Genomic DNA, 23,919 nt, shown 5'->3' with positions numbered 1-23,919 from the left:
CAAAAACAAAATAAAGAAATCCACCTTTCGACTACCAAAATAATAAAATAATAATAGTAGTAAGTAATACATAAAATCTATACTTACTGTCATCAAAACAATGTTTATCAGGAAATGAGTACAACTAAATATATGGAAAAATATCTTGGCTAAATAGCTGCAAAGTCCTACAGGTTAAGAGGTTTCTGGTGAGTACAAAAAAGCTGCATCCCTGATCTGAAAATACCAGTACCCCTGTGATCAAAAGCTAGTCCCCCTACCCCAAGAGAAAATGTAAAGTTCTGTTAAATAGGGTTTTAAACCTATTGAGTACAAGCTTAATAAATTTAATAAATCTAATCTGCGTTGCTAATTCTGTCTGTTTGGAAGTTATCTGCTATAAGCATGAAAACAGTACAGGATTTTTTCACCTAACAATACCAATGCACCAGTCATTAAACAGGATCAGTAAGACTGAGACTGTAAATACAAAGCTACGCAAAAATGAAGGTTCTAGATTTTTTTTAGAATCATTAATCAGTGATTTTCGGATTATTTTTGAGCGTGATCCAGCAGCACGTAATTGGTTAGAGGTCATATTTTGTTACCCCGGATTTCATGCTCTGTGTTTACATCGTCTTTCCCATTGGTTACATATCCATAAAGTGGGTTTTATTCCCCGGTTGATTTCTCATTTAGGACGGTTTTTCACAGGTGTTGAAATTCACCCAGGGGCAAAAATTGGTAAGGGTGTATTTATTGATCATGGCATGGGTGTTGTCATTGGTGAAACTGCCATTGTGGGAGATTATACACTCATTTATCAGGGTGTAACATTGGGAGGAACTGGGAAAGAAAGCGGTAAACGTCATCCGACATTAGGTAGTAATGTTGTTGTCGGTGCGGGTGCGAAAGTATTAGGAAATATTCAAATTAGCGATCGCGTCCGTATTGGTGCAGGGTCAATTGTCTTGCGTAATGTGCCTCCAGATGCCACTGTGGTGGGCATTCCTGGACGGATTATCGCTCCTAAGTCTAGTAACCTCATTTCCCCCTTAGAACATGGCAAATTACCCGATATAGAGGCAGGTGTAATTCGTTCTTTACTCTCGCGGATTGAGCAGTTAGAACAACAAGTCCAAACTCTCACCAATCATCACCAAGATGATCAATCAAGTTAACTCCATAAATTGTGAATTACTGATGTCACCAAATTGTAACTTTTTAACTGTCGGTGAACAAATTTTGCAAGTTCCTTTAGGTGATAGATGGTGTATTTATCATCGGTTGCAAGAGTTGATGATTTCCTGTTCCTGTCCCCCGGATGGGTCGTTGCGTGTGCAAGTTAATAACCTAGAAGAAGCGATTCTTGTGCGGAGTACATTGATGCAATTTTTTGCTTCCCGTCATCAATTGGTAACATGGTTAGAAAATTGTTTGTGTAATGGTATGGAGTAAAGATAACTGAAAACCATGATCTTTGTTTGGTATTACTAATTACAATTGATAATTTTGAGAATGTCTAATCAACAGCATATCAAAGATTAATTCTGGATGCAAGTCTGATTGATCTCAAGTCATTATTCACTCACAAACTATCTTGCATATTCAAGATAATTCACATAAGCTAAGGTTCACCCAGTTTGCTAAAACTAAAAAAATTAGTAATTGCTGATGGGAATAACTTGTACCTTATGTTGATTGCAATTGTCAATGTCCAATTATGGTGATTAATCGTATTGATAGGAAGTTACTGCAATTTCTTCAAAAAGAACTGGCACTTTCCCAGGCTGATATTGCTGTAGCAACGCGACATCCTGAGTTCAATCATGGACCTTTACCGATGCTGCTTTGGCAATATGGTTTAGTGGATTTACAACAACTAGACAGAATTTTTGATTGGCTTGCAGAACATCCTGAATTGAGGTAAATGAAAAATTATCAGTAAATATAACAGGTAATAATTATGATTACTAAGTAGGTGAAAATAATAAAACCAAAGTGTGTAAAGAAAAGTAAAATCGCCTAAAGCTTCTTCACTCTTGCCTCTTGCCTTTTGCCTCTTGCCTCTTGCCTCTTGCCTCTTGCCTTCCCAAAACGACAATTTTCAATGCTAACCTACTTAGTTTGATTTCTGCCATGAGTATGTTATTTTTTACAGGATTTACTAATACTTGTCTGGGTTATTGGCTATTAACAAAATCCACAAATAATACCACAAAAAATATTGGATAAATTATACTTATTTTTTGTTTCTTGTCATACAGATGCAACAGCAATATTTAGTTAATAATTAAGGATCGTAAATCATGAATCATGATTTATTCGCTCAATTAATAATTTACTACCCATCTACCACCATGAAAAATTGTAGCGAACAAGGATATTACAAAAAACTCCGCTAGAGGGACCTTGAAAATGTATCAAATCATGATTAATGATACGACATTACGTGATGGGGAACAGGCAGCAGGTGTTGCTTTTAACTTAGAAGAAAAAGTAGCGATCGCTCAATTCCTAGATACCATTGGTGTCCATGAATTAGAGGTAGGAATTCCGGCAATGGGAGAAGAAGAAATTCGCGCCATTGTTGCCATTCGTAACTTAGATTTAAAGGCTAAATTATTAGGTTGGAATCGCGCTGTATTATCAGATATAAAAGCTTCTATAGCCTGCGGACTAGAGCGAGTACATATTGCTATTCCTGTGTCTGGAGTGCAAATTGCCGCTAAATTTCATGGACAATGGCGAGTAAGTTTACAAAAACTCAAAGACTGTATTAGCTTCGCCTTAGATCAAGGTCTTTGGGTATCAGTTGGCGGTGAAGATTCTTCTAGAGCCGACGAAAACTTTCTCCAAGATGTTGCCATGTTATCGCAAGAATGGGGAGCATCTCGCTTTCGGTTTTGTGATACTGTTGGGGTACTTGATCCCTTCCGAACTCACCTGAAAGTTAAGCATTTAGTATCAACTCTATCAATTCCTATTGAGATTCACACTCATAATGATTTTGGACTAGCAACTGCTAACGCCTTAGCTGGAATCAAAGCTGGTGCTGTATCTGTAAATACTACCGTTAATGGACTAGGAGAAAGAGCCGGAAATGCAGCTTTAGAAGAAGTAATCATGGCTCTAAAATGTATTTACGGTGTTGATTTGGGAATCCAAACTCAACACTTGTTAAAACTATCTCAATTAGTCGCTAAAGCCTCCGGTGCTAATGTTCAACCTTGGAAAGCAATTGTGGGTGAAAATACCTTTGCTCATGAGTCTGGTATTCATGCTCATGGTGTTCTGCAAAACCCCGTTACTTATGAACCTTATGCTCCTGAAGATGTGGGTTGGGAACGGCGTTTAGTCATCGGTAAACATTCTGGTCGGCATTCATTATCTAATCTATTAGAACAGCATGGCATCTTTCTTGATTCTCAAGAAACCCAAGCTATTTTAGATGTAGTCCGTCAGCAATCAATCCTCAAAAAACGCAGTCTCACTACAGAAGAATTATTAAATTTAGTCAGCGAAAAAAGGTATTCCCATGCAACGTGATGAAATAGAACTGGACTCGCAACCCATTTTTGAAATTGGTCAAAAAGTTCGAGTTAAGAAACTAATCAAAAACGATGGAACTTTTCCAGGTAGAGAGATTGGGGAAGTTTTAGCAAACATTGGTGATGTTGGTTATGTCTCCAGCATTGGTACATTTTTGCAAGCTTATTATATCTATGCTGTCCATTTTTTGGAAACAGGGTACATCATCGGTTGTCGAAAAAGAGAACTAGAATCTGCTGAGGAAACACATGAAAGTAATGCTCCGAATGAATGATGCTGGTACTTTAGTTGTCTACGTCCCTAAAAAAGACTTAGAAGAAGAAGTAGTTAAAGAAATAGATGGTGAAGCAGGTAAAATTCTCACTTTAACTAATGGTTGGGAATTAGAAGTTAGTGAATTTCCCGATAAAAGTCGTTTACCAGTAACAGTGGAAGCTAAACGTCTTTCTTAACATTTCAATCCATCACCAGAAGGGAAAAGGTAAAAATCTCTTTTTCCTCTTCCTTCTTGATGGAAATCATCAACATGACCCCAGATAATACCGTTTCACTTTAATAATGAAACAAATACGTGGTGTCAATTTAAGCCCCGGCGACTAGAAGTCGCGGCTACACAAACAAAGTCCGCCTGCGCGGACTAAGGATTTGAAACCCACACAGGCGGTCACTGAGCCTGCCGATAGCGTAGCGTGGCGTTAGCCATAGTGTGGGTTTTGCCTGTGTAGACGCGGTTTCTAACCGCCCGTTTAACTAAACCCCTACGACCATCTATATGTATATGTATCAAGAGTTTAGTGAAATAGTATAAATGGGGTTGATTATTTTCTCTTGAAAAAATTGGGTTATCACAAATGGGTGAAAAATATTTGACTTTATCGGAATTGAATATTGAAGGACAGTTTTTAGGGTTTGTGGGTAAAGATGCTGGGAAATGTAAACATTTACAGTTAGCAGTTCCTGGGGGAAATATCAAACTAAAAATTCCGAAGAATTTACGTTGTTCCCTAGGTTTATCCTTAGTTCCTGGTGAACAAATTCGCATAGATGCTATTAGTAAATTAAATCTCCGTAACAATAAACTCAAACTGCAACTTTATCAAATTCAAGCCATTGGTTTTTGTGTGCTGGAAAATTTCCTTCCGCAACCCAAAGCCAAAATTATGGTATGTCAAAAATCTGGTTGTCTGAAACGGGGTGGAAAGGGGTTATTGTCAGACCTAGAAAAAACTTTAGGCGATCGCGGTTTATCTGATCAAGTAACTATCGAACACACCGATTGTCAAAAACGCTGTAGCAGCGCTCCCAATTGTGTTTTAATGTTAGGTAAAAAACAATACAAGAAAGTTCAACCAGAAGCGATCGCGTCCTTGCTAGAGAATCATTTGAGTTAATAGTTATTAATTAACCTCGGCGATTATAAATCGCGTCTACACAATCAAAGTCCACCTGCGTGGACTAAGGAAAGTATTTTAACCCGCGCAGGCGGGTTTTGTCTGTGTAGCCGCGAATTACATTCGCCAGGCTTCCTCAAAAAGTCTATTAATAAATCGAACAATATATCGGTAAGCCTATTAACATAAATAGAATTTCAGTTTAATTTATTAAATGAAGTAAGTAAGTGAACAGAAAATTTTAAAGGTATATAATGGCTCGTAGTTAGGGCTTTAGCCCTACTTTCAGGTCTAAAGACCTTACTACAAACCTTTAATTATTTACGTTAACCTACTTACATCTATTGTAATTGAATCTTCATCTTGAGATATAAGATAATGTTTTGGTATTTTGATTAATAGCACAGTTTGATACCCCTGGTTATCAGATGAAATCTTGAGGATGAATGATGGTAATTTCGGGAACAGCTATAAAATCATAAAACATTGACCACCTTGTAATAAAATTTCAGAAATAGTATTCTGTATAAGGTTATATTCCAGAGATTGAGAATTTGCAAATCTAAGAATAATATTGGTATCAAGTAAATAGCTTTTCATATTCCTCTATCATCATAAATATTTTCTCGACGCAGTGATTCATCTGATAGGGTAATACTAGTTTGAGGAAATTGAGATAACCATTCCTGAAATTGTGCTACTTTTTCCGCTGATGTTAAATTTTGCTGTTCTGCTGACGGAATTATATTTCTATGAGAAAGTTTAGACAAGAAAAGTTGTTTTTCTTCGGGAGTTAATTTGGAAACAATTTCTACAAGGGAATCAACAAGTTGTACATTCATAATTATCTATGTTATTTACTAGGTTATAGGCAATATCACACTCTATGTCAATTATAAACTCTCAACTGTCAGAATCAGGATATCCAGGATTCAAGGATGTACAGGATTGTTATTTGATGGTTGATAGATGAGACTCATATATTTATTCTTATATTATATCTCATAAATATTTGCTTCTCTCCATACTAATCATCAAAAAGCTACATCCTGAAAATCCTCAAATCTTGGACATCCTGATATGGCTACGCCACGCTTCGCTATCAGACAAAAATTATCTAAATTACCAAAAACATCATCCCTTATCCACCAAACCCTCCAGCACCTGTTGTAAATCAGTAGTCAACTCAGCCACAGATTGTCTAGCCGCAACTCGACTACTTTTATAAACTGCATAACGTCCAGAAACAGAAATTGGTTCACCCACAGTTATTCTCACCTGCTGCTTACCCAATTGTGGACGATTCAAAGGATTATTACCCCTGATTTTGTTAACCATATCCCATAAAAGTAAAGTCATTTCAGCAAATCTTTCCACAGTTGGTTTTTCGCGGATATACATCCCAGAAACAGCCACAAAACTCTCAACTAATCTCATGTGCCACATCCGAAAAAATGCTTCTTCAGCAACTCTATCTCCCAAACTTTTCTCAATGGGTGATAATGATTTAATATCCTTAAAATCTTCCCTAAATATATAATTCCAACCGGCTTGTTCCACCCGTCTACATCTATCGTTCCAATTCCCTCTGGATGGTAAATCAAAATATTGTTCAGCAATAAATAAAGCAATATTCATCACAGATTGTAACCGATAAGCTAAAGCCTCATTTCTATCGGTAATTTCTCCATTAGTAATTTTCTCATCTGGTAATGTTTGATGATAAAATTTAGTATAAAATTGCTCCATTACCGATAATAAATGTTCAGCCAAACCCAACAATCGGGGATAAAGTGTAGTAAAATTAGCCTCAGTTTTCTCTTGATTTACCAATAAACCACTAGCCGCTTCCAATTCAGTTAACAAATTTGCTATATTATCCCAAGGCTGATTAACATAACTATATTTAATGCCAATTGGTACAATTAAAACCTCCTCATCTCTTCCCGCTTTTTGCAAATCTTCCGCACACCAAAAACCCATCTGTGCGATACCCGGTTCTAAGGGACTAATAATCTCCGATAAACCATTTGTAGCGCCTTCTGGCGCAGCAGCCATGGGAAACTGACCATTAGCATACAAATCCCGCACCGAACGCAACCCAGTCCAGTCAGCTTTACCGCGTTGAATCGGAGTTCCCCCCAAATGGGAAATTACCCAACCAACTTGAGAACCAGCCCAGAGAGGAATGCCCCGATCATAGATAAAATGAGCATGAAGCGGATATTGTAGCTGTGTACCACCAACTTGTGCTACTTTAGGCAAGATTTGGGACAGTAAATAGGTTAAACAAAGAGGGTCTGCTGTTTGAGGATGACGAAACGCCAACATCAACCGGATCTTACCATCTTGAAACCGCCGATAACAATCCGCCAAAGTTTCAACGTTGTCTGCTTCAATGTTGCTAATCGGTGTTTTCCAGCGAATCCAGTTAGGTAGCACAAAATGTACCAACTTTAACAACAAAGGGTTAAAAGCTGGCGGAATAAATTCTAAAGGTGGTTGTGCTTGATACATTGCTTCAGACACAGTAATTATCTCCTCAAGTTATAGCAGGTGACAGGTGACAGGTGACAGGTGACAGATTACAGGTGACGGGTTACAGTTGACAAAAAAATGCTTAAAAGTCCTTCTGTATCTGGGGTGGATTTTCACTGATTTGAAAAATTAGCAAATATTAGCAAGTAAAGGTAAAAACAATGCGATTATCACAAATGTTATTTGTTACACTGCGGGATGATCCGGCTGATGCGGAAATACCCAGTCATAAATTATTACTCCGTGCTGGATATATCCGTCGCATTGGTGGTGGGATTTATGCTTATCTTCCCCTAATGTGGCGGGTTTTGCAAAAAGTTTCCCAAATTGTCCGGGAAGAAATGAATGCTACCGGCGCACAAGAATGTTTATTACCACAGTTACAACCTGCGGAATTATGGCAGGAGTCGGGACGCTGGGACACCTATACTAAAGCTGAGGGAATTATGTTTTCTCTTGTGGATAGAAGAGAACAACAATTAGGACTAGGACCAACTCACGAAGAAGTAATTACCACAGTTGCCCGTGATATGATTCGTTCCTATCGTCAATTACCTGTACATTTATATCAAATTCAAACTAAGTTTCGGGATGAAATTCGTCCTCGCTTTGGTTTAATGCGCGGACGAGAATTTATTATGAAAGATGGTTATTCTTTCCATGCTGATGAAGAAAGTTTGAAAAAAACTTACCAGGAAATGTCCACTGCTTACAGTAATATGTTGCGGCGTTCTGGTTTGGCTTTTCGGGCTGTGGAAGCTGATTCTGGGGCTATTGGTGGTTCTGGTTCTACAGAATTTATGGTCTTAGCAGAAGCAGGAGAGGATGAAGTTCTCTACACTGAAGATGGTAAATATGCCGCAAACGTAGAAAAAGCAGTTTCTTTACCAGCAGATGCGGAAACTTCACCTTTTACAACTTACGAAAAACGGTCAACTCCAGGAACAGAAACTATAGAGAAAGTTTGTAATTTATTGAAATGTTCTCCTACCCAAATTGTCAAAAACGTTTTATATCAAATTGTTTATGATAACGGGTTAACTGTTTTGGTGTTAATAAATATTCGCTCAGATCAAGAAATCAATGAAGTTAAATTACAAAATGAATTAACTAAGTTAGCTCCTCAATTTGGTGCTAAAACTATTCTGACTTTAACTGTACCAAATGCTGAGGCTCAAGCAACATGGCAAGCAAAATCTTTGCCTTTGGGTTACATAGCACCTGATCTTAGTGATGATTATATTGCGGAAAGTAAACAGGTAAGTTCTCAGTTTGTGCGGTTGGTGGATAAAACCGCTGTGGAGTTAAAAAACTTTGTCACTGGTGCAAATGAAGCTGGTTTTCATGTCGTTGGCGCAAATTGGGGTGAGCAATTTAAGCTACCTGCACTAACCGTAGATGTTCGTAAAGCTAAATTAGGCGATCGCTCCCTGCATGACCCAAGCCAAACCCTACAAACAGCTAGAGGCATCGAAGCCGGTCACATCTTCCAACTGGGGACAAAATACTCCCAAGCGATGGGTGCAACTTATACCAACGAACAAGGGGAAGAAAAGCCCTTAGTTATGGGTTGTTATGGTGTGGGTGTGTCACGTTTAGCACAATCAGCCGTAGAACAATCCTATGATAAAGATGGCATAATTTGGCCAATAGCGATCGCCCCCTATCACGCCATCATCACCATTCCTAACATTAAAGATACCCAACAAATAGAAGTTGCGGAAAAACTTTACACAGAACTCAATCAAGCAGGAATAGAAACCTTATTAGATGACAGAGATGAACGGGCCGGTGTTAAATTCAAAGATGCTGATTTAATCGGTATCCCCTTCAGAATCGTCACCGGTAGAGCCATTACAAATGGTAAAGTCGAAGTAGTCAAACGCGCAACCCGTGAATCTCAAGAAATTGCCATTGACGAAGTGATCAATACATTGCAACAATGGATTAAAGACGCAATAGAAGGGTAAAATATAAATCTTGTGGGGCAGGCATCTTGCCTGTCGCTACTGCCGTTAAGATTTGTTTATAAGTCTTGGTTAATTTTCCAATTTTATGCAAACAAGTAAATCATAACAAAAAGGACAAGTAGGATGAATACAAATAAATTAGTCTTTAACTTGTTTATCCATTCGTGCTATTTGTTAAGGACTTCTATATTTATTTTGTTAATACATTGTTCTCCATCTGAAGAAACCCTTTTTATCTTTATTCGTAAAACTCCTAATGGACAAACTCAAAATAACTTCTGAATCTAAATTCATACTCTGGTTTTACTCAAACTTTCAAAATGTGATCACTCAGCTATTATATTGTATAATTAAGTGATATAGATTAAACTGACGGAAGGAAACCCAACATTAGGAAGGTAAAATAAAATGGCCGCAACAGAAGTCAAATTTACCCTCACATTACCCGAAGTCCCAGAAATTCATCGTTTAGAAGCAGAAAAAAAAGCCAAAGAAGCATACATCATGACATTATTACGTCATGGAGATATTAGTGCTGGACGTGCAGCAGAATTATTAGAAATTGGACAATGGCAACTTTCTGATTTAATGGATATTTACCAAATATCTCCCTTCCCCAGTCAAACAAAGGAAGAACTACAGCAAGAAGTTACTCAAACACTAAAAATTTTAAGCCAGTATAAAAAGTGATTATTGTCTCCGATACAACTCCCTTGAGTGAATTAGCAAAAGTTGGACAACTCAATTTATTGCGGGATATTTTTGGTAAAGTAATTATTCCGCAAGAAGTTTATTATGAAGTAACAACAGGTACACATCCAGCCGTTAAATTAGTCAAATCAGCAGATTGGATAGAGATAATATCTGTTAAGGATTTAGAAAAACTATCTAATCTCAAAAAGGCAACAAATCTAGGTGCAGGTGAATGTGCTGCGATGATTCTTGCTGAAGAGTTATCATCTGATCAATTATTAATGGATGACTTGGATGCTAGACGAGTTGCTTTATCTAGAAACTTAAAGATTATTGGCACAATTGGCATTTTATTAGTAGCAAAACAACAAGGGTTAATTCCGACAATAAAAGATGTTTTAGATGGGTTAATTACACAAGGTAAACATATTAATTCACGACTATATGAAGAAGCTTTATTAGCTGCACAAGAGTGATGTAATCATAATTAGACATCTGGTGAAAATGATTGTAGAGACATTCCGCCGGAACGTCTTTACATGGGTTTCCAGCCATGTACATTTCATTTTCGGAAATGTCTATTATTTACAAAATTTGATTATGTTATTTTCTCGCCAACCTATATCACTGCTAAAATGTGACTATAATTATCCATATAATTACTTACTAGCATTTATGAGTCAGTGCCTTAACCCCGCGTGTCTACAGCGAAACCCACCAAAAACTATTCTCTGTCAATCCTGTGGCAGTCAAATAGTGCTGAAAGAACGGTATCGCGCCGTCCGCATCATTGGTGAAGGTGGTTTTGGACGGACATTTTTAGCAGTAGATGAACAAAGATTAGATACCCCCTGCGTAATTAAGCAATTTTTACCCCAACAATCAGGCAGTGCCGCGCTCAAAAAAGCCACAGAGTTATTTGAACAAGAAGCATTCAGACTCAACGATTTAGGGAAACATCCCCATATTCCAGATTTACTCGCCTTCTTTCCCCAAGAAGGCAGACTTTATCTAATTCAAGAATTTATCGAAGGTCAAAATTTATTAAGTGAACTGCGACAAAAGGGAAAAATTAGCGAATTTGAAGTAAAAAAAATATTAATTGAATTATTACATATTTTACAATTTGTTCATGACAATAAAGTAATTCATAGAGATATTAAACCAGAAAATATTATTAAACATTCGCAAACAGGTACTTTATTTTTAATTGATTTTGGAGTCTCCAAAGACGTAGGTAACAACGTCCTCACAAAACTGGGAACAGTTACAGGTACACCTGGTTATGCACCACCAGAACAATTTCGCGGCATAGTTTATCCCAACAGCGATCTTTATAGTTTAGCTGTAACTTGTATTCGATTACTAACAGGATATTTCCAAAGACCCGATGGTACTGATCCACTATTTGACTTAACAATCATGCAATGGATATGGAAAAAATATATATTTGTAAATCATGACTTAGAAATAATATTAGATAAAATGCTGCAAGACCTACCCTCAAATCGGTTTCAGTCGGCAACAGAAATTTTATCAGTATTGCAACCACAGCAACTTTCACAAATAACCATTTCTTCTAGTCACTCTCAGCAAGTTACAACAACAATTGTTTCCCCAAAACAACCCATAGTTTTTAGAGACAATTTAGGAAATAATTTATTTCTGGAAATGGTCGGTATTCCTGGTGGCACATTCTCTATGGGTTCACCAGAAGGAGAGGGATATAAAAATGAAAAACCCCAACATCAGGTGACAATTTCACCTTTCTATATCGGAAAATACCCAATTACCCAAGCACAATGGCAAAAAATCGCCAGTTTACCCAAAATCAACATAGATTTAAACCCCAAACCCTCACACTTCCAAGGTGCAAATCTGCCAGTGGAAAAAATATCATGGTTAGATGCCCAAGAATTTTGTGCTAGGTTGGGGGAATACACAGGTAAAATGTATCGCTTACCCAGCGAATCTGAATGGGAATATGCCTGTAGAGCCAACACCACAACTCCATTTTACTTCGGTGAAAGCATTAATACAGATGTAGTTAATCATCATAATAAATACAAACAAACTACAGATGTAGGCGGATTTCCCCCTAACGACTTTGGTTTATATAATATGCACGGCAATGTATGGGAATGGTGCGAAGATACTTGGCATAAAGACTATACAGATGCACCTAATGATGGTAGCGTTTGGACTAGTAACGACAGCAAACGCATATTACGCGGCGGTTCTTGGCTGCAAGAGTCAGGAAACTGCCGTTGTGCCTATCGTCACTATATAGTTGCCAGTGGCAGTAACTACGGTAGTGGTTTTCGAGTCGCGTGTTCTTCTGGGTGATTCCTAATCTCCAATTCCCGCATCTCGTAATCTTTTCTCCAACTCCCCTAACCGTTGTAAAGCTCTCTCCTTTTCTCGTCTTTCTTGTTCTTTTTCTCGTCTTTCTTGTTCTTTTTCTCGTCTTTCTTGTTCTTTTTCTCGTCTTTCTTGCTCTTTTTCTCGTCTTTCTTGCTCCTTTTCTGCGCGTTCCTTCTCAACCGACTCAAACCCCCACAATAACAAATTACCTTCCTGATCCCACCAGCGCAACCAATAACCATCACGGTTTTCGCGCTTTCCTTGCCATACACCAATAAATAAATCCATTTCCCCTATCCAATAACGGTTATTTTCATCAGGGGAACGTAATTGATATTTTCCTGAACTTTGTAACCGATGAAATTCTAAAACACCCGTATCAGGCGCAAAAATTAGATAATTTGCAACTTCTAAAACCTCTTCATAAAAAAACCATTTACCAGGGGGAAAAGTCCGTTTACTGGAATATTCACTCCCATTTACGTCAGAAAGAAATTCCATCACCACAACCGGTATTTCACCCTGTTTGTGAGGAGTATAACTACGTTGTATTTGCTCTCTAGGTACGGTAATTTTGGGTATGTAAGCCCAATCAGGTGCTTTGATGACAATTTTGCCATTAACTGCGGTACAGATGCCGTAATTAGTCGTAGCCAGGGCTGTTTCTGGAAGTTTTCCTGCCAGTTGTAGGCTTTCCGTCAGTGCAGCAGCTAAAGAAGGTTGATTAACATTATCCACTGGTTCATCTTCTAAAACAAAATCTTCAGGCAAGAGTTCCCAGGTAATCTTGTGGGTCGAAGCAGTAACAACCATAACAACCACAAATAAGGGATTAATTACCTATTATAGTATTTATCAATTCATTTTTCGGGAAATTGCCATTGAAAAGTTGATTAATATAGCAAATATGTATGGTGTGTAAAGCCATTGAGGGCATGGCTACGCTTCTTAGAGCGACAGCACAACGTACCATTATTGAAAATTTAATGCCAAGTAGGTGAACACAATAAAACCAACCTGTGTAAAGAAACGTAAAATCGCTGAAAACTTCTTTACTCTTGCCCCTTGCCTCTTGCCTTGCTATAACGACAATTTTCAACGCTAACCTACTTATTTGATCTGCTTACCATATTTTACTCAAGTCTAATTTAAAAGTTTTTTCAAGAAACCATAGGATTTAGATAAAGGGAAAGGTAACGGACTTGTAAAGATCACTCTACAATTGAAGTGGCAAGAGGCAAAACTGGCAATAAAAATTCGTGTCCAAATCAAAAGCCAAGATTTGCACCGGGGATATAACGTTTATAAACAGGCTACTTATCTTACAAATACTATTTCCATCCTCAATCTAGTAGGTTTTATATTGTCAGTAACCCAGCCCTAAAGGAACTGAGCTTGCAAGAAATTGCAAGCTGTACTGACCAGACCACCCTAAGCGTAGTCTAAGGGTAGCCGTTATTTGAGTCACGACACCTCGAAATGCGTAGCCAGTTTCCCGCTCTGTCGCTGTAAGTTAAACAGTTCTAAGGTCACTGGAACAGTGCTTTCAGCCTAACAAGCTCTTATAACAGGTCAAGGCTAACATTACCCCAGAAATGGGAGTTGGTTTCCAGATTCCAATCAAACATCTGGTTTCAATTTTAACATCCACAGCGGTCAAAACCGCTCGTGTCGCTTCCCTCTCAGGTCTAAAGACGCTGAGTTTCCCACTTACCGCGAGGTTTTATGAATAACCAACAAAGAACTAACGGCGTTTCTTCTGGTCTGATAGCAGCTATTTTCGTAGCAGTGGTGGTGGTAAGCGGTGGTATGGCTTGGTTTTCTGCCCAGACTCCCAATAATTCTACACCTGATAACTCTTCACAAACCATTAAACAGCCTATCAAGCAATCAACAACCCAACAAGGTAATGAACAGACTGCTAGTATATACTGGCTCAGATCCAAGGAAAATCACCTGGATTTAGTTCCCCAACCCTTTAAAGTTGCTGCTACCCAACCCAATCAAGTTTTAGAAGCAGCATTTAAAACTTTATTAGCCGGTCGAAGTGAAGGCACAGGCTCCACTACTATTCCCCAGGGTACTCAACTATTGGGACTCAAAGCAGAAAATAATGATGTTCACGTGAATTTGTCTGAACACTTTACCACTGGTGGAGGTAGCACTTCTATGATGGGGCGTGTGGGACAAGTTGTATATACTGCTACCAGCTTGAATCCTCAAGCTAACGTATATATCGAAGTCAATGGCAAACTTTTAGAAGTTCTAGGGGGTGAAGGTGTGGAATTACAACAACCTCTCACCCGTGAAAGTTTTCAGAAAAATTATCCGCTTTAGTCATTGGTCATTGGTCATTGGGAAATATATTCCCCCTGCCCCCTGCTCCCTATTTAATACTTAATCAGGGTTAATTCTCATTAAAGGCTGACCATATTCTACTGGTTCACCATTTTGAACTAAAATTTCCATCACTTGTCCAGAGACTTCGGCTTCAATTTCGTTCATTAGCTTCATAGCTTCAATGATACAGACACTTTGACCAGCTTTGACGCGATCGCCTACCTCCACAAACGCTGCTTCTCCTGGGGCTGGGGAACGGTAAAATGTCCCTACCATTGGTGATGGTACTTCAACTAATTTTTGATTAATTGGTGAAGAAGAATGAGGAGGTTGTGCGACTGAATTATCAACAACTTTATTGGTTACAGCCCCCTCAGTGGAACTTGGTAAGGCTGTAGATGCTAACTGGGTGACACCAGCACTCACCACACCACTAAATGTTCCCGGAGCATTATTGTTAAAACTGACAGCTTTACGGACTGTTAGCTCAAATTCATTATTTTTGAGAGTAACTTCCGCAATATCTGTTTGGGCAATAGTTACTAATAGCTGACGGATTTCATTAAAGTCTAATGTCACAATTATTTTACCTCGACCTAATTGTTAAATTAAAATTCTCAGTAAGGCAGGGATTTAATCCCTCTATAAAAAAGGGATTGAAATCATGAGCACCAATTTTAGATTTGGGATTTTAGATTTGGGATTTTATGGCAACTTTCCAGGTGATTAGGAACTCAATTAACATGAATGAAACTTAGCCACAACCGGGTTTTACTCCTGACGCTGACTCCTAATTGCTGACTCCTGCTGTATTCCTCACTATTCCAAATTGGTATCAAAAAATAGGAAAATTATTCCCTGCCTAAATACTTGTCTTCTCTGGTATCAATCTTAATCCGTTCACCTTGGGCAATAAACAAAGGAACCATGATAGTTGCCCCAGTTTCCAGAATTGCAGGTTTAGTACCACCTGTAGCAGTATCACCTTTGACACCAGGATCTGTCTGCACAATTTCCAAAACCACAGAATTAGGAAGTTCTACTTCCAGCACTTGTTCGCCCCAGCGAATTACGTTAACTTCCATACCATCTTTGAGGTACTTAACGCGATCGCCAATTTGCGCTGAAGTTAATCTACCTTCCTCATAGGTTTCCATATCCATAAAGACAAACTCATCGCCTTCTTTATAGGTATGTTGCATCGTCACCTTTTCCAAAGTTGCCTGGGGAACGCTTTCTCCAGCCCGAAAAGTTTTTTCTAACTGTTTCCCACTTTGGACATTTTTCAGTGTTGTCCGCACAAAGGCAGAACCCTTGCCTGGCTTAACGTGAAGGAAATCTACCACGCGCCAAACCGAACCATCTAATACAATTGAAACACCAGGTCGAAAGTCGTTACTAGAGATCATGAAACTTTCAAATTTTGCAAGACAATCGGCATTTATTGTACCCTTCTAGCGTCATAATTGGTTAATTGTTAGTTGTCAGTTGTCAGTTGCAAAAGAATATTTCTCTCCTCTGCTCCCCTGCCCCCTACTTCCCCTGCCTCCTCCATTCCTAGTCCCCCAATGTGGGAAGATAATCAATGAGTTACTTCCAGTCAACACTTTGATGCTGAAGAAAGGGAAATTTCATGTTGAACTTATTTAAGTCCTGGGTGAAGAACAGCCTAAAGGTAATATTGCTATTAACAATATTTTTAGGCACAGGTACGGCTGGGTGGACTCCCACTAGTAACGCCGGCTTACCAGCAGGAAACGCAATTACCGACGGTAAGGCTTTGTTGCGCTATGCACTGCCAATAGATAATCAACCTGTCCGTAAACTGCAAAACCGTTTAGAGGATATTTCTAACCAACTGCGGGCAAATAAACGATGGGGTGCAGTTAATAATGACCTCAAACAGGCATTGCGGATACTCGATAAACCTTCCCAAATATTAGCAAGCGTTCCGGAAGAACGCCAACCTCAAGCCGCAGCTTGGATGACTGAATTGAAATCTGGCATCATAGAACTGCAAGAAGTGGTTAAAACTAAACAAAAAGAACCCGTTCTTGACGGCAGAGCTAAATTACTCAATCTTGTCAGCTTGTTAGAAGAATCAATGGTGAAGGAATTCCCCTTTGAAGTTCCGGCTGAGTATAGTAACTTACCTCAACTCAAAGGACGCGCTAGGATTGCTTTCAAAACTAATAAAGGTGATTTGACTGTAGTTGTAGATGGCTATAGCGCCCCTGTGACTGCTGGTAATTTTGTGGATTTGGTACAAAGAGGTTTTTATAACGGTTTAGAATTCACCCGTTCGGAAGAATCTTATTTCTTGCAAACCGGAGATCCTGTAGGTAAGGAAGTCGGGTTTATTGATCCTCAAACTGGCAAATATCGGGCTATTCCTCTAGAAATTTTAGTCCAAGGTGAAAAAGAACCCACTTATGGCATTACTCTCGAAGAAGCTGGGCGTTATTTAGATATGCCTGTTTTACCATTTTCGTCTTTTGGCGCTTTAGTGATGGCACGTCCAGAAAATGAAGCTAATGGTGCTTCTTCGCAAATTTTCTTCTTTTTGTTTGACCCAGAACTTACTCCCGCCGGACGTAATCTTTTAGATGGTCGTTATGCTGTGTTTGGTTATCTGACTGAAGGGAGAGAGATTTTAGATAAACTCAAAGCTGGTGACAAAATTGAATCAGCAACCGTTGTTCAAGGCGGAGAAAATTTAGTTCAGCCTCAAGCAGCTTAATTAATTTTAGATTTTAGATTTTGGGTTAATTCTAAAATCTAAAATCTATTAATTTTTGCAAGACTAACATTGAGGATATCCAGATCGTTGAAACTGTTCCCAGTTAAGAGTTAAGAGTTCCCTGTTCCCTGCCTTCACAGGCAACTTATTCAGCAAACCCTAAATAATAAAGGTGTGACGCATTCAGAACAACCTGGAAATTTAGACATACGTGTTAACCCTTGAATTAATCCTTTCAAACTTTTTCTAAATTGTGATTTGATGCTTTTCAGTAAAACACATAGCAGTACCTTTTTCGTAATAAGCAGCTTCGTTAATAAAGATTGGATAAACAGTAGAGTTTCCTTCATAGCTAATTGTCTGACCATCAAATGTTAAAAACATAGGATCACCGGGATGCAAAACTTCATAATCTTTAAACTGAAGAGCAGGATGAATCATAGCTTGAATTTCTCCGTGTCCGTTTCTCGGATAATCAATTTTTTCTATATATTCGTAGCAGATTAGGTTATTTGAAAAAGATGGAACTTTTCCCTGGTTGCACAGTTCCAAATAATCTAAAATTGTGTATATTATGGCTTCAGTTTTCAGAAAAAACTCTGCATTCAAAACACCTTGAGCAACAGATCCCACCTCAATACAAATTCCAAACTTGCCAAGCGATCGCAGCGCATTATGACCTCGTCCAGAGTTTCCCAAATTACAAACCTTGATTGCAGGATTAATATAATTGAGATAGGCGGCTAATTGCAGATTGAAGGGTTGATCATTGTCTACAATTATGGTTATGCCCATGTTGGCAGTTGTACTATGTAAATCCAAGATAAAATCAACAGGAGTTTTACCATTTTGTCCAAAAAGATGGTTAATCTCTTTAGCTCGTAAATCCTCATAACTAGATAGTGTTAAATCCTCTAAATTTTCAGGTAGGAAGCAGCGATTCAAATCTTTATTGATGTATCGTCTTACTGCTGTAAAGGCTTGAGGATTAGCCAACAACGTCAGTGTTTCAAAACTGGATCTATTAATTAATTGAGGGAATTGCTCAAACTTTTTAATCAAGTATACTCCAGTAAACTCATTCCCGTGAGTTCCACCGACAATCAACACCCGACTCAGTTTATTTTCAGGCTTCATTTTTGGTTCTCTAGTGACAAATTGTTGTGTTGTTCTGAATATATCCGAGAAAACCATGATAGGATGACTTTATTTATGCAACATTCCATGACTAAAACGTCATAATGCCGATAAAACAAGTATATTTAGCTCCATGACCAAGATAAAGCACGATAGTCTACACAATCTTTAGTCAGATGATAAAGGTCAGTTAGACTATATTTCTTACCAGTACCAAAGAAGTGTTGACGACAAATGTAATTAGCCCCATTGTATAAGTTCTTTGAGAGGAAGGATAGTTGATCAATTTCTTGCCAATGTTGGTGAGATTGTTTAATGATATGTCTTTCAACTAATATCATTTCTTCTCTTCTGGACTAGGTACATCTTCCAACCCAACAGCGCGAGGGAAAGTAGACCCATCATCAAGTTCAAACTCTGTAGAACTAACAGGTACAACTTTCTTCCTTAACATAATCTCGACCTCAATACTATGGTCATAGCATAGCATGAGGAGATTTGTAAATGTTTTAATTGAAATGTTAAGATATTTGTTTTACGGACTTAACCCCTAAAAATTTGGGTCATACTCTAAAATAATCAAATTGTAGGCATTTATATGGATAAAAACCAAGTATTTCAAGTCAATAGTCCTAAAATTGTTTCTGAAACTATTGATGGAGAAGTTATAGTTGTTAATATTGATCGGGGTTACTATTACAGTCTACTAAAAACTGGTGCAGATTTGTGGAGTTGTATCGAAGGTCATCTTGATTCGCAGAGTATGATCCAAGAAATTGGAAAAAAGTATGATGGCAGTATCGAAGAGATAACTGCGGCAGTTGATGAATTTCTGGACAAATTGCAACATGAAGACTTAATTATTGCTAATGCCATTATTACACCTGGAGCTATTAATCATCAGGAATCAGCTACCGGTAATGAAAAGCCCAAATTTGAGAAACCGATTTTAGAGAAGTTCACAGATATGGAAGATTTACTGTTACTCGATCCTATTCATGAAGTAGATGTAGATGCTGGATGGCCAAATGTGAAACCAGTTTCATAGTGCAATACTGTAACCAAAACCCTGAAACCCTATTGATATAGTCACGATTTTATTGGGTTTCAGACCTAGTTTGGAAAATTGGCTACAGTATTTTAATGAATACAATAAGTAGGTTGGCGTTGAAAATTGTCGTTATGGCAAGGCAAAAGGCAAGAGGCAAGAGGCAAGAGTGAATAGGGTTTGGGCGATTTTACGTTTCTTTACACAGTTTGGTTTTATTGTGTTCACCTACTTATATTGATTTTACATGAATTTAGACTTGCTCGATGGCGTAGCCGCCCGCCAAGGGCTTCGCTTGGCTTACTTTGATAGTTATCGACTAGAACTATCCCATAAGCAATTACTCAAAGCCACACTGTTAAAAGAGCAGGCAATGTTAACGGCTTGGCAAGATTGGCGCGATTCAGTTGATATAGAAACTTTAGACACTAGTTCCTATTCATTGTTGCCACAACTTTACCAAAATTTATTAGCTCATGGCGTTGATGACACTGAGATGTCCAGGCTAAAGGGGATCTATCGCCGCAATTGGTATGCTAATCAATTGAAGCTCAAGTCCCTAAAAGCAATATTGTCTAGTTTAAAGGATATTGGTATTGAGGCGATTGTGCTGGGGGATGCTGCTTGGGGTGGGATAGGTAAAAATAAAATTGAGAATTATCGCTCAATTTCTAGCTTCCATCTCTTGGTTGATGGCAATTATTTAGAGACAGCAATCGAGCATTTGATCTCGCTTAATTGGCATAGCGTTGATGGGACCAGCCAACAATTTAGGGAATTACGCAACAATTGTGATTCATCGCTGAATTTACCGCTTTATTTGCAAGGACATCTGTTTTGGGCAATTCCCCAAGACTATACAGATGGGCAGGTGTGGCATTATGCGACTGCGGATTGGAGCAATGAAGCAGGTTGGCATCTGAGTCCAACGGATCAGTTCCTGGATGGATGCGCGCGAATGTTTTTTAGACAGCGATTGCCCAAATCATCGAATCCACAAATACACAGGATTGCAGATGCTTTCCTGTTAATTGCGAATCTCCCAAACAACGATTGGATCAGGTTGATCACACAAGCACAACGATATCAAGTGATCTTGCCTGTGCAGAATATGTTGCGGCTTTTGCAGCAGTTATTTGCATTAGAATTACCAACGTGGGTATGGCCGGCTCTCTGGCAAATGCCGATCGCCAATATGGAGTGGCTAAAGTATCGAGTTTTATCCGGTGATCGCCGTTCTCTGATGCGTTCAACCATTGTGCAATCGCTACAACTGTTGACTCTTTCAAAGTAATTGTTTCTTAACTAGATTTCAGTGATTTTTATGTACCCTAACCCTGATCTGAGTATTGCTCAGAGCGATCGCCTTGCTTATTTCCAACTGGTATATACAGGCTTTGAAAGAGCCGCTCAGATTGCTGGCGAGGTGCAGTATTTTTATACCATCGGTAAGTATAATCTCTGTCTAAGGTTTGCAGGAGAGGGGCTGATTCCCCAGATTACCCCTGCATTGTCCCATTTGGCGATAGCCCCAGTTCCCCAGCCCCATCTAACGATTTGCTTATGGGATAATACCTCAACTAAAACACAATTGCCATTATTAATTGATAGCCTGTTATCCCTAATTAGAAGACATTGGGCAGATTATCTCGGTCCACGCAAAGAGATCAAAGCCTATGATGGCGATCGCATTCGTTCCAATTTTCATATCGGTCCGAATATTCTCAGTGTCCTAGATCGAGAACAGAATTTAGCTTGTTATTGGATTGATGATGCTAAAGATATTCCTTATTGGGAAAAAGGATCTCCTCTGCAAACCATTTTGAATTGGTGGACAAGCGATCTCCAACATCAATATGTTCATGCAGGGGCGATCGGTAATCTGGATGGGGGAGTTTTAATTGCAGGAAAAGGCGGTTCTGGTAAATCCTCTACTTCCCTAACTTGTATTAATAGTTCACTCCTCTATGCCAGTGATGATTATTGTTTACTTTCCACTGATCCCAAGCCCTATGTTTATAGCCTTTACAACACCGCCAAATTAAGAGGACAAGCGGATCTAGAACGATTTCCCCATTTAGCGGATCTCATTGATAATTGCGATCGCTTAGAGAATGAAAAAGCAATGCTATTTTTACATCAACACCATCCGCAAAAAGTTGTACTAGGATTTCCGATTAAAGCGGTTTTAGTTCCCCAAATTACCGGGAAATCAGATACCGACATCCGTCCTATCAGTGGGGGATTAGCCTTACGCGCCCTAGCTCCTAGTAGCATCTTTCAATTAGCTGGTAGTGGACAAACAGCATTAAAAATCATGTCAAATTTAGTTAGACAAGTTCCTTGTTATGTTTTGCAACTTGGCACAGATATGGTACAAATTCCCGATGTAATTCTACGTCTACTATCGCAAATTTAAATCTGGGTAACTTAAACTTAAAAGAGAAGTCTATAAAATGGGGTATCTACGGCGAAAAATGATTGAGGGCTTAACTAGATTTGTACCGACAATTCTTCCTGCCCAAAGGCAATACTATAACGAAACCAATAATGATCGATGGATTGCTGAATATGTCTTTCCCAATAAACAGGACGGTTATTTCTTAGAAGTTGGAGCAGCGAATGGTAGAGAAGCAAGTAGTTGTTATGTCCTTGAGAAAGAGTTTGGATGGAAAGGAATTTGTGTTGAACCGAGTGATTACTTTTTTGAGCAATTGGTTCGCAATCGTCCCAATAGTATTTGTGAGCAAGTCTGCTTATCCAATCAAGTAGGAACTGTAACTTTTATCGAAGGCAGCGATGAGACGGTTAGCCCTTATTTAAGTGGCATCAAATCGAACTTAGAAACAGTCAAATATCAGGGGAAAGAGGTTGTCGCCAAAGGCAAAGAAGTTAAAAAGGAGGCAGTAACCTTAGAGGTGCTGCTTAAAAAATATCATGCTCCTCAAGTGATTGATTATGCTGCTTTTGATATTGAGGGCAGTGAGTTGGATGTTTTAGCAGTTTTTCCCTTTGAGTCTTATGTCTTTCTAGCTCTGAGTTTGGAATGTGATGGTTCTATCCGTTTACCCATTTCTCAGTTATTAGAATCCAATGGCTATCGACGCGCTAAAAATCCATTTAATCGGGATAAACCTTGGGAAATGTATTGGTTACATCAGAGTGTTTACTAGTTTGGTTACTCTTAAATATCTGTGAACAGATTTTTGGTATCATCTTGAGATTCGTATCCTAACAGTTTTTGGGCATTAATGAATAATTTACCTTTAGTAACTGTCATTATCCCTGTATATAATTACGCTAATTATATAGGCGTAACACTTGACAGCGTATTTGCTCAAACCTATCGCCCAATCGAAGTCATTGTTGTGGATGATGGCTCAACAGACAACAGTGCTGACATTGTACGTGGTTATCCAGAAGTACAGTATTTTTATCAATCAAATCAAGGTGTGTCAGTTGCTCGCAATGTGGCGATCGCTGCTGCAAAGGGTGAATATATTGCTTTTCTGGACGCAGATGATCTCTGGAAACCTGATAAACTCAGTCTTCAAATTGCCTATATGCTGGAAAATCCTCATATTGGGATCACAGGTACAAAGGCGATAAATTTCTTAGATTCAAATACTCAACTTCCGCCTTGGCTGAGAGATGATCCCAGTTGGGAAGAGGTGACAGTGATCATTCCTAGCACAATAGTGGTTCAGAAATCTGTTTTTAGTCAAATCGGGGTTTTTTCTCCTGATTATCGTGCCAGCGAGGATACACAATGGCTATGGCAAGCCAAAGATGCAAAGATCCCCATGTTTAAGATCAATGAAATCCTGACATTAAGACGATTTCACGGCTCCAATGTATCATGGCTGATGGCAGCAACTCTCAAATCTAGGATGTTGAGAATTATCAAGGAATCGATCGCTCGTCAATCGCGCCAACCTGAATGAGCTAATCTATTTTATAGAATTAAACATCTGTGAGCAGATTTTCGGCATCATCTTCATGTTCGTATCCTAACAGTTTTTGGGCATTACTGATGTCCCAATAGCGGCGAGTGTTACCTGAAATAGCATAAAAAATTTGAAAGCCAAGGTTTTCATGCTCTAGCGATCGCCTGACTATTTGTGGTGACGTACTCCACACACTCACCTGAAAGGGAGTGTGTGGAGT

At 38.7% G+C, this 23,919-nt stretch carries 25 protein-coding genes and 1 pseudogene; 18 read left to right on the top strand and 8 right to left on the bottom strand.

The genetic code is table 11. The features are described 5' to 3' along the window. The first annotated feature begins 422 nt into the window (after positions 1-422). From cysE to PN471_RS11180, 7 genes are all read left to right on the top strand, one after another. The gene (cysE, locus tag PN471_RS11210; RefSeq protein WP_271776916.1) at positions 423-1,160 is read left to right on the top strand and encodes a serine O-acetyltransferase; all 738 of its coding nucleotides are present in this window, start codon (positions 423-425) and stop codon (positions 1,158-1,160) included. A gap of 22 nt (positions 1,161-1,182) precedes the next feature. After that, complete coding sequence (locus PN471_RS11205) at positions 1,183-1,437, top strand: Asr1405/Asl0597 family protein (protein WP_271776915.1); 255 nt, start codon at positions 1,183-1,185, stop codon at positions 1,435-1,437. Between the two features lie 265 nt (positions 1,438-1,702). After that, a complete protein-coding gene (locus PN471_RS11200; protein ID WP_027404318.1) occupies positions 1,703-1,909 on the top strand; it encodes a DUF2949 domain-containing protein in 207 nt (68 codons plus the stop codon). A gap of 488 nt (positions 1,910-2,397) precedes the next feature. Further along, the gene (nifV, locus tag PN471_RS11195) at positions 2,398-3,528 is read left to right on the top strand and encodes a homocitrate synthase (RefSeq protein ID WP_271776914.1); all 1,131 of its coding nucleotides are present in this window, start codon (positions 2,398-2,400) and stop codon (positions 3,526-3,528) included. Next, complete coding sequence (locus PN471_RS11190; protein WP_096665361.1) at positions 3,518-3,805, top strand: nitrogen fixation protein NifZ; 288 nt, start codon at positions 3,518-3,520, stop codon at positions 3,803-3,805. Before nifV ends, PN471_RS11190 begins: the two co-directional genes overlap by 11 nt. After that, the gene (gene nifT, locus PN471_RS11185; protein WP_271776913.1) at positions 3,780-3,983 is read left to right on the top strand and encodes a putative nitrogen fixation protein NifT; all 204 of its coding nucleotides are present in this window, start codon (positions 3,780-3,782) and stop codon (positions 3,981-3,983) included. Before PN471_RS11190 ends, nifT begins: the two co-directional genes overlap by 26 nt. Positions 3,984-4,382: 399 nt before the next feature. Further along, positions 4,383-4,922: a (2Fe-2S) ferredoxin domain-containing protein gene (locus PN471_RS11180; RefSeq protein WP_271776912.1), complete on the top strand. Its 540-nt coding sequence runs from the start codon at positions 4,383-4,385 to the stop codon at positions 4,920-4,922. Positions 4,923-5,518: 596 nt separating this feature from the next. Here PN471_RS11180 and PN471_RS11175 read toward each other — a convergent pair. Further along, a complete protein-coding gene (locus PN471_RS11175) occupies positions 5,519-5,764 on the bottom strand; it encodes a hypothetical protein (RefSeq protein ID WP_271776911.1) in 246 nt (81 codons plus the stop codon). Between the two features lie 292 nt (positions 5,765-6,056). Continuing rightward, entirely contained in the window at positions 6,057-7,439 is a 1,383-nt protein-coding gene (locus PN471_RS11170; protein ID WP_442867148.1) for a 1-acyl-sn-glycerol-3-phosphate acyltransferase, read from the bottom strand. A gap of 182 nt (positions 7,440-7,621) precedes the next feature. Between PN471_RS11170 and PN471_RS11165 the strand changes: the two genes are divergently transcribed. From PN471_RS11165 to PN471_RS11150, 4 genes are all read left to right on the top strand, one after another. Continuing rightward, positions 7,622-9,430 (top strand): proline--tRNA ligase, encoded by a 1,809-nt coding sequence (locus tag PN471_RS11165; protein WP_271776909.1) that lies wholly within the window; start codon positions 7,622-7,624, stop codon positions 9,428-9,430. A gap of 408 nt (positions 9,431-9,838) precedes the next feature. Continuing rightward, positions 9,839-10,120: a UPF0175 family protein gene (locus PN471_RS11160; protein WP_271776908.1), complete on the top strand. Its 282-nt coding sequence runs from the start codon at positions 9,839-9,841 to the stop codon at positions 10,118-10,120. Next, positions 10,117-10,599 carry a DUF3368 domain-containing protein gene (locus PN471_RS11155; RefSeq protein WP_271776907.1) on the top strand — a complete coding sequence of 161 codons (483 nt, stop codon included), beginning with the start codon at positions 10,117-10,119 and terminating at the stop codon, positions 10,597-10,599. Before PN471_RS11160 ends, PN471_RS11155 begins: the two co-directional genes overlap by 4 nt. Positions 10,600-10,798: 199 nt before the next feature. After that, positions 10,799-12,469 carry a bifunctional serine/threonine-protein kinase/formylglycine-generating enzyme family protein gene (locus PN471_RS11150; protein WP_271776906.1) on the top strand — a complete coding sequence of 557 codons (1,671 nt, stop codon included), beginning with the start codon at positions 10,799-10,801 and terminating at the stop codon, positions 12,467-12,469. Between the two features lie 3 nt (positions 12,470-12,472). On the opposite strand, the gene PN471_RS11145 is transcribed toward PN471_RS11150, so the two are convergent. Then, positions 12,473-13,300, bottom strand: a complete 828-nt coding sequence (locus PN471_RS11145; RefSeq protein WP_271776905.1) for a Uma2 family endonuclease — start codon at positions 13,298-13,300, stop codon at positions 12,473-12,475. A gap of 912 nt (positions 13,301-14,212) precedes the next feature. Here PN471_RS11145 and PN471_RS11140 point away from each other — a divergent pair. Then, positions 14,213-14,824 (top strand): GerMN domain-containing protein, encoded by a 612-nt coding sequence (locus PN471_RS11140; protein WP_271776904.1) that lies wholly within the window; start codon positions 14,213-14,215, stop codon positions 14,822-14,824. Positions 14,825-14,884: 60 nt separating this feature from the next. Here PN471_RS11140 and accB read toward each other — a convergent pair whose 3' ends face one another. Together accB and efp are read right to left on the bottom strand one after the other, a co-directional pair. Continuing rightward, positions 14,885-15,406 carry an acetyl-CoA carboxylase biotin carboxyl carrier protein gene (gene accB, locus PN471_RS11135; protein WP_271776903.1) on the bottom strand — a complete coding sequence of 174 codons (522 nt, stop codon included), beginning with the start codon at positions 15,404-15,406 and terminating at the stop codon, positions 14,885-14,887. 272 nt (positions 15,407-15,678) lie between these two features. Further along, positions 15,679-16,236 carry an elongation factor P gene (gene efp, locus PN471_RS11130; RefSeq protein WP_271776902.1) on the bottom strand — a complete coding sequence of 186 codons (558 nt, stop codon included), beginning with the start codon at positions 16,234-16,236 and terminating at the stop codon, positions 15,679-15,681. A 224-nt stretch (positions 16,237-16,460) separates the two neighbouring features. Here efp and PN471_RS11125 point away from each other — a divergent pair, with 224 nt between their 5' ends. Further along, the gene (locus PN471_RS11125) at positions 16,461-17,567 is read left to right on the top strand and encodes a peptidylprolyl isomerase (RefSeq protein WP_271776901.1); all 1,107 of its coding nucleotides are present in this window, start codon (positions 16,461-16,463) and stop codon (positions 17,565-17,567) included. A gap of 246 nt (positions 17,568-17,813) precedes the next feature. Here PN471_RS11125 and PN471_RS11120 read toward each other — a convergent pair whose 3' ends face one another. Both PN471_RS11120 and PN471_RS11115 read right to left on the bottom strand, forming a co-directional pair. Continuing rightward, positions 17,814-18,704, bottom strand: coding sequence for an aspartoacylase (locus PN471_RS11120; RefSeq protein WP_271776900.1), 891 nt, complete (start codon positions 18,702-18,704; stop codon positions 17,814-17,816). Between the two features lie 125 nt (positions 18,705-18,829). Continuing rightward, on the bottom strand, positions 18,830-19,045 hold the full coding sequence (locus PN471_RS11115; RefSeq protein ID WP_271776899.1) for a hypothetical protein: 216 nt from the start codon (positions 19,043-19,045) through the stop codon (positions 18,830-18,832). Between the two features lie 257 nt (positions 19,046-19,302). Between PN471_RS11115 and PN471_RS11110 the strand changes: the two genes are divergently transcribed. The 5 genes from PN471_RS11110 (at position 19,303) to PN471_RS11090 (ending at position 23,696) form a co-directional block, all read left to right on the top strand. Beyond that, the gene (locus tag PN471_RS11110; RefSeq protein ID WP_271776898.1) at positions 19,303-19,752 is read left to right on the top strand and encodes a PqqD family protein; all 450 of its coding nucleotides are present in this window, start codon (positions 19,303-19,305) and stop codon (positions 19,750-19,752) included. 247 nt (positions 19,753-19,999) lie between these two features. Further along, the gene (locus PN471_RS11105; RefSeq protein ID WP_271776897.1) at positions 20,000-21,046 is read left to right on the top strand and encodes a nucleotidyltransferase family protein; all 1,047 of its coding nucleotides are present in this window, start codon (positions 20,000-20,002) and stop codon (positions 21,044-21,046) included. Positions 21,047-21,076: 30 nt separating this feature from the next. Continuing rightward, entirely contained in the window at positions 21,077-22,171 is a 1,095-nt protein-coding gene (locus tag PN471_RS11100) for a serine kinase (RefSeq protein ID WP_271776896.1), read from the top strand. Between the two features lie 37 nt (positions 22,172-22,208). Continuing rightward, positions 22,209-22,925: an FkbM family methyltransferase gene (locus PN471_RS11095; protein WP_271776895.1), complete on the top strand. Its 717-nt coding sequence runs from the start codon at positions 22,209-22,211 to the stop codon at positions 22,923-22,925. Positions 22,926-23,003: 78 nt separating this feature from the next. Next, positions 23,004-23,696, top strand: a complete 693-nt coding sequence (locus tag PN471_RS11090; protein WP_271776894.1) for a glycosyltransferase family 2 protein — start codon at positions 23,004-23,006, stop codon at positions 23,694-23,696. Positions 23,697-23,715: 19 nt separating this feature from the next. On the opposite strand, the pseudogene PN471_RS11085 reads toward PN471_RS11090, so the two are convergent. Then, positions 23,716-23,919: pseudogene (locus PN471_RS11085) on the bottom strand (hypothetical protein); the annotation flags it as partial.

The sequence above is a fragment of the Aphanizomenon sp. CS-733/32 genome (genome assembly GCF_028330045.1).
GTDB classification, from domain to species: Bacteria; Cyanobacteriota; Cyanobacteriia; order Cyanobacteriales; family Nostocaceae; genus Dolichospermum; species Dolichospermum gracile.
This window is presented reverse-complemented; position numbering and strand designations above follow the sequence as displayed.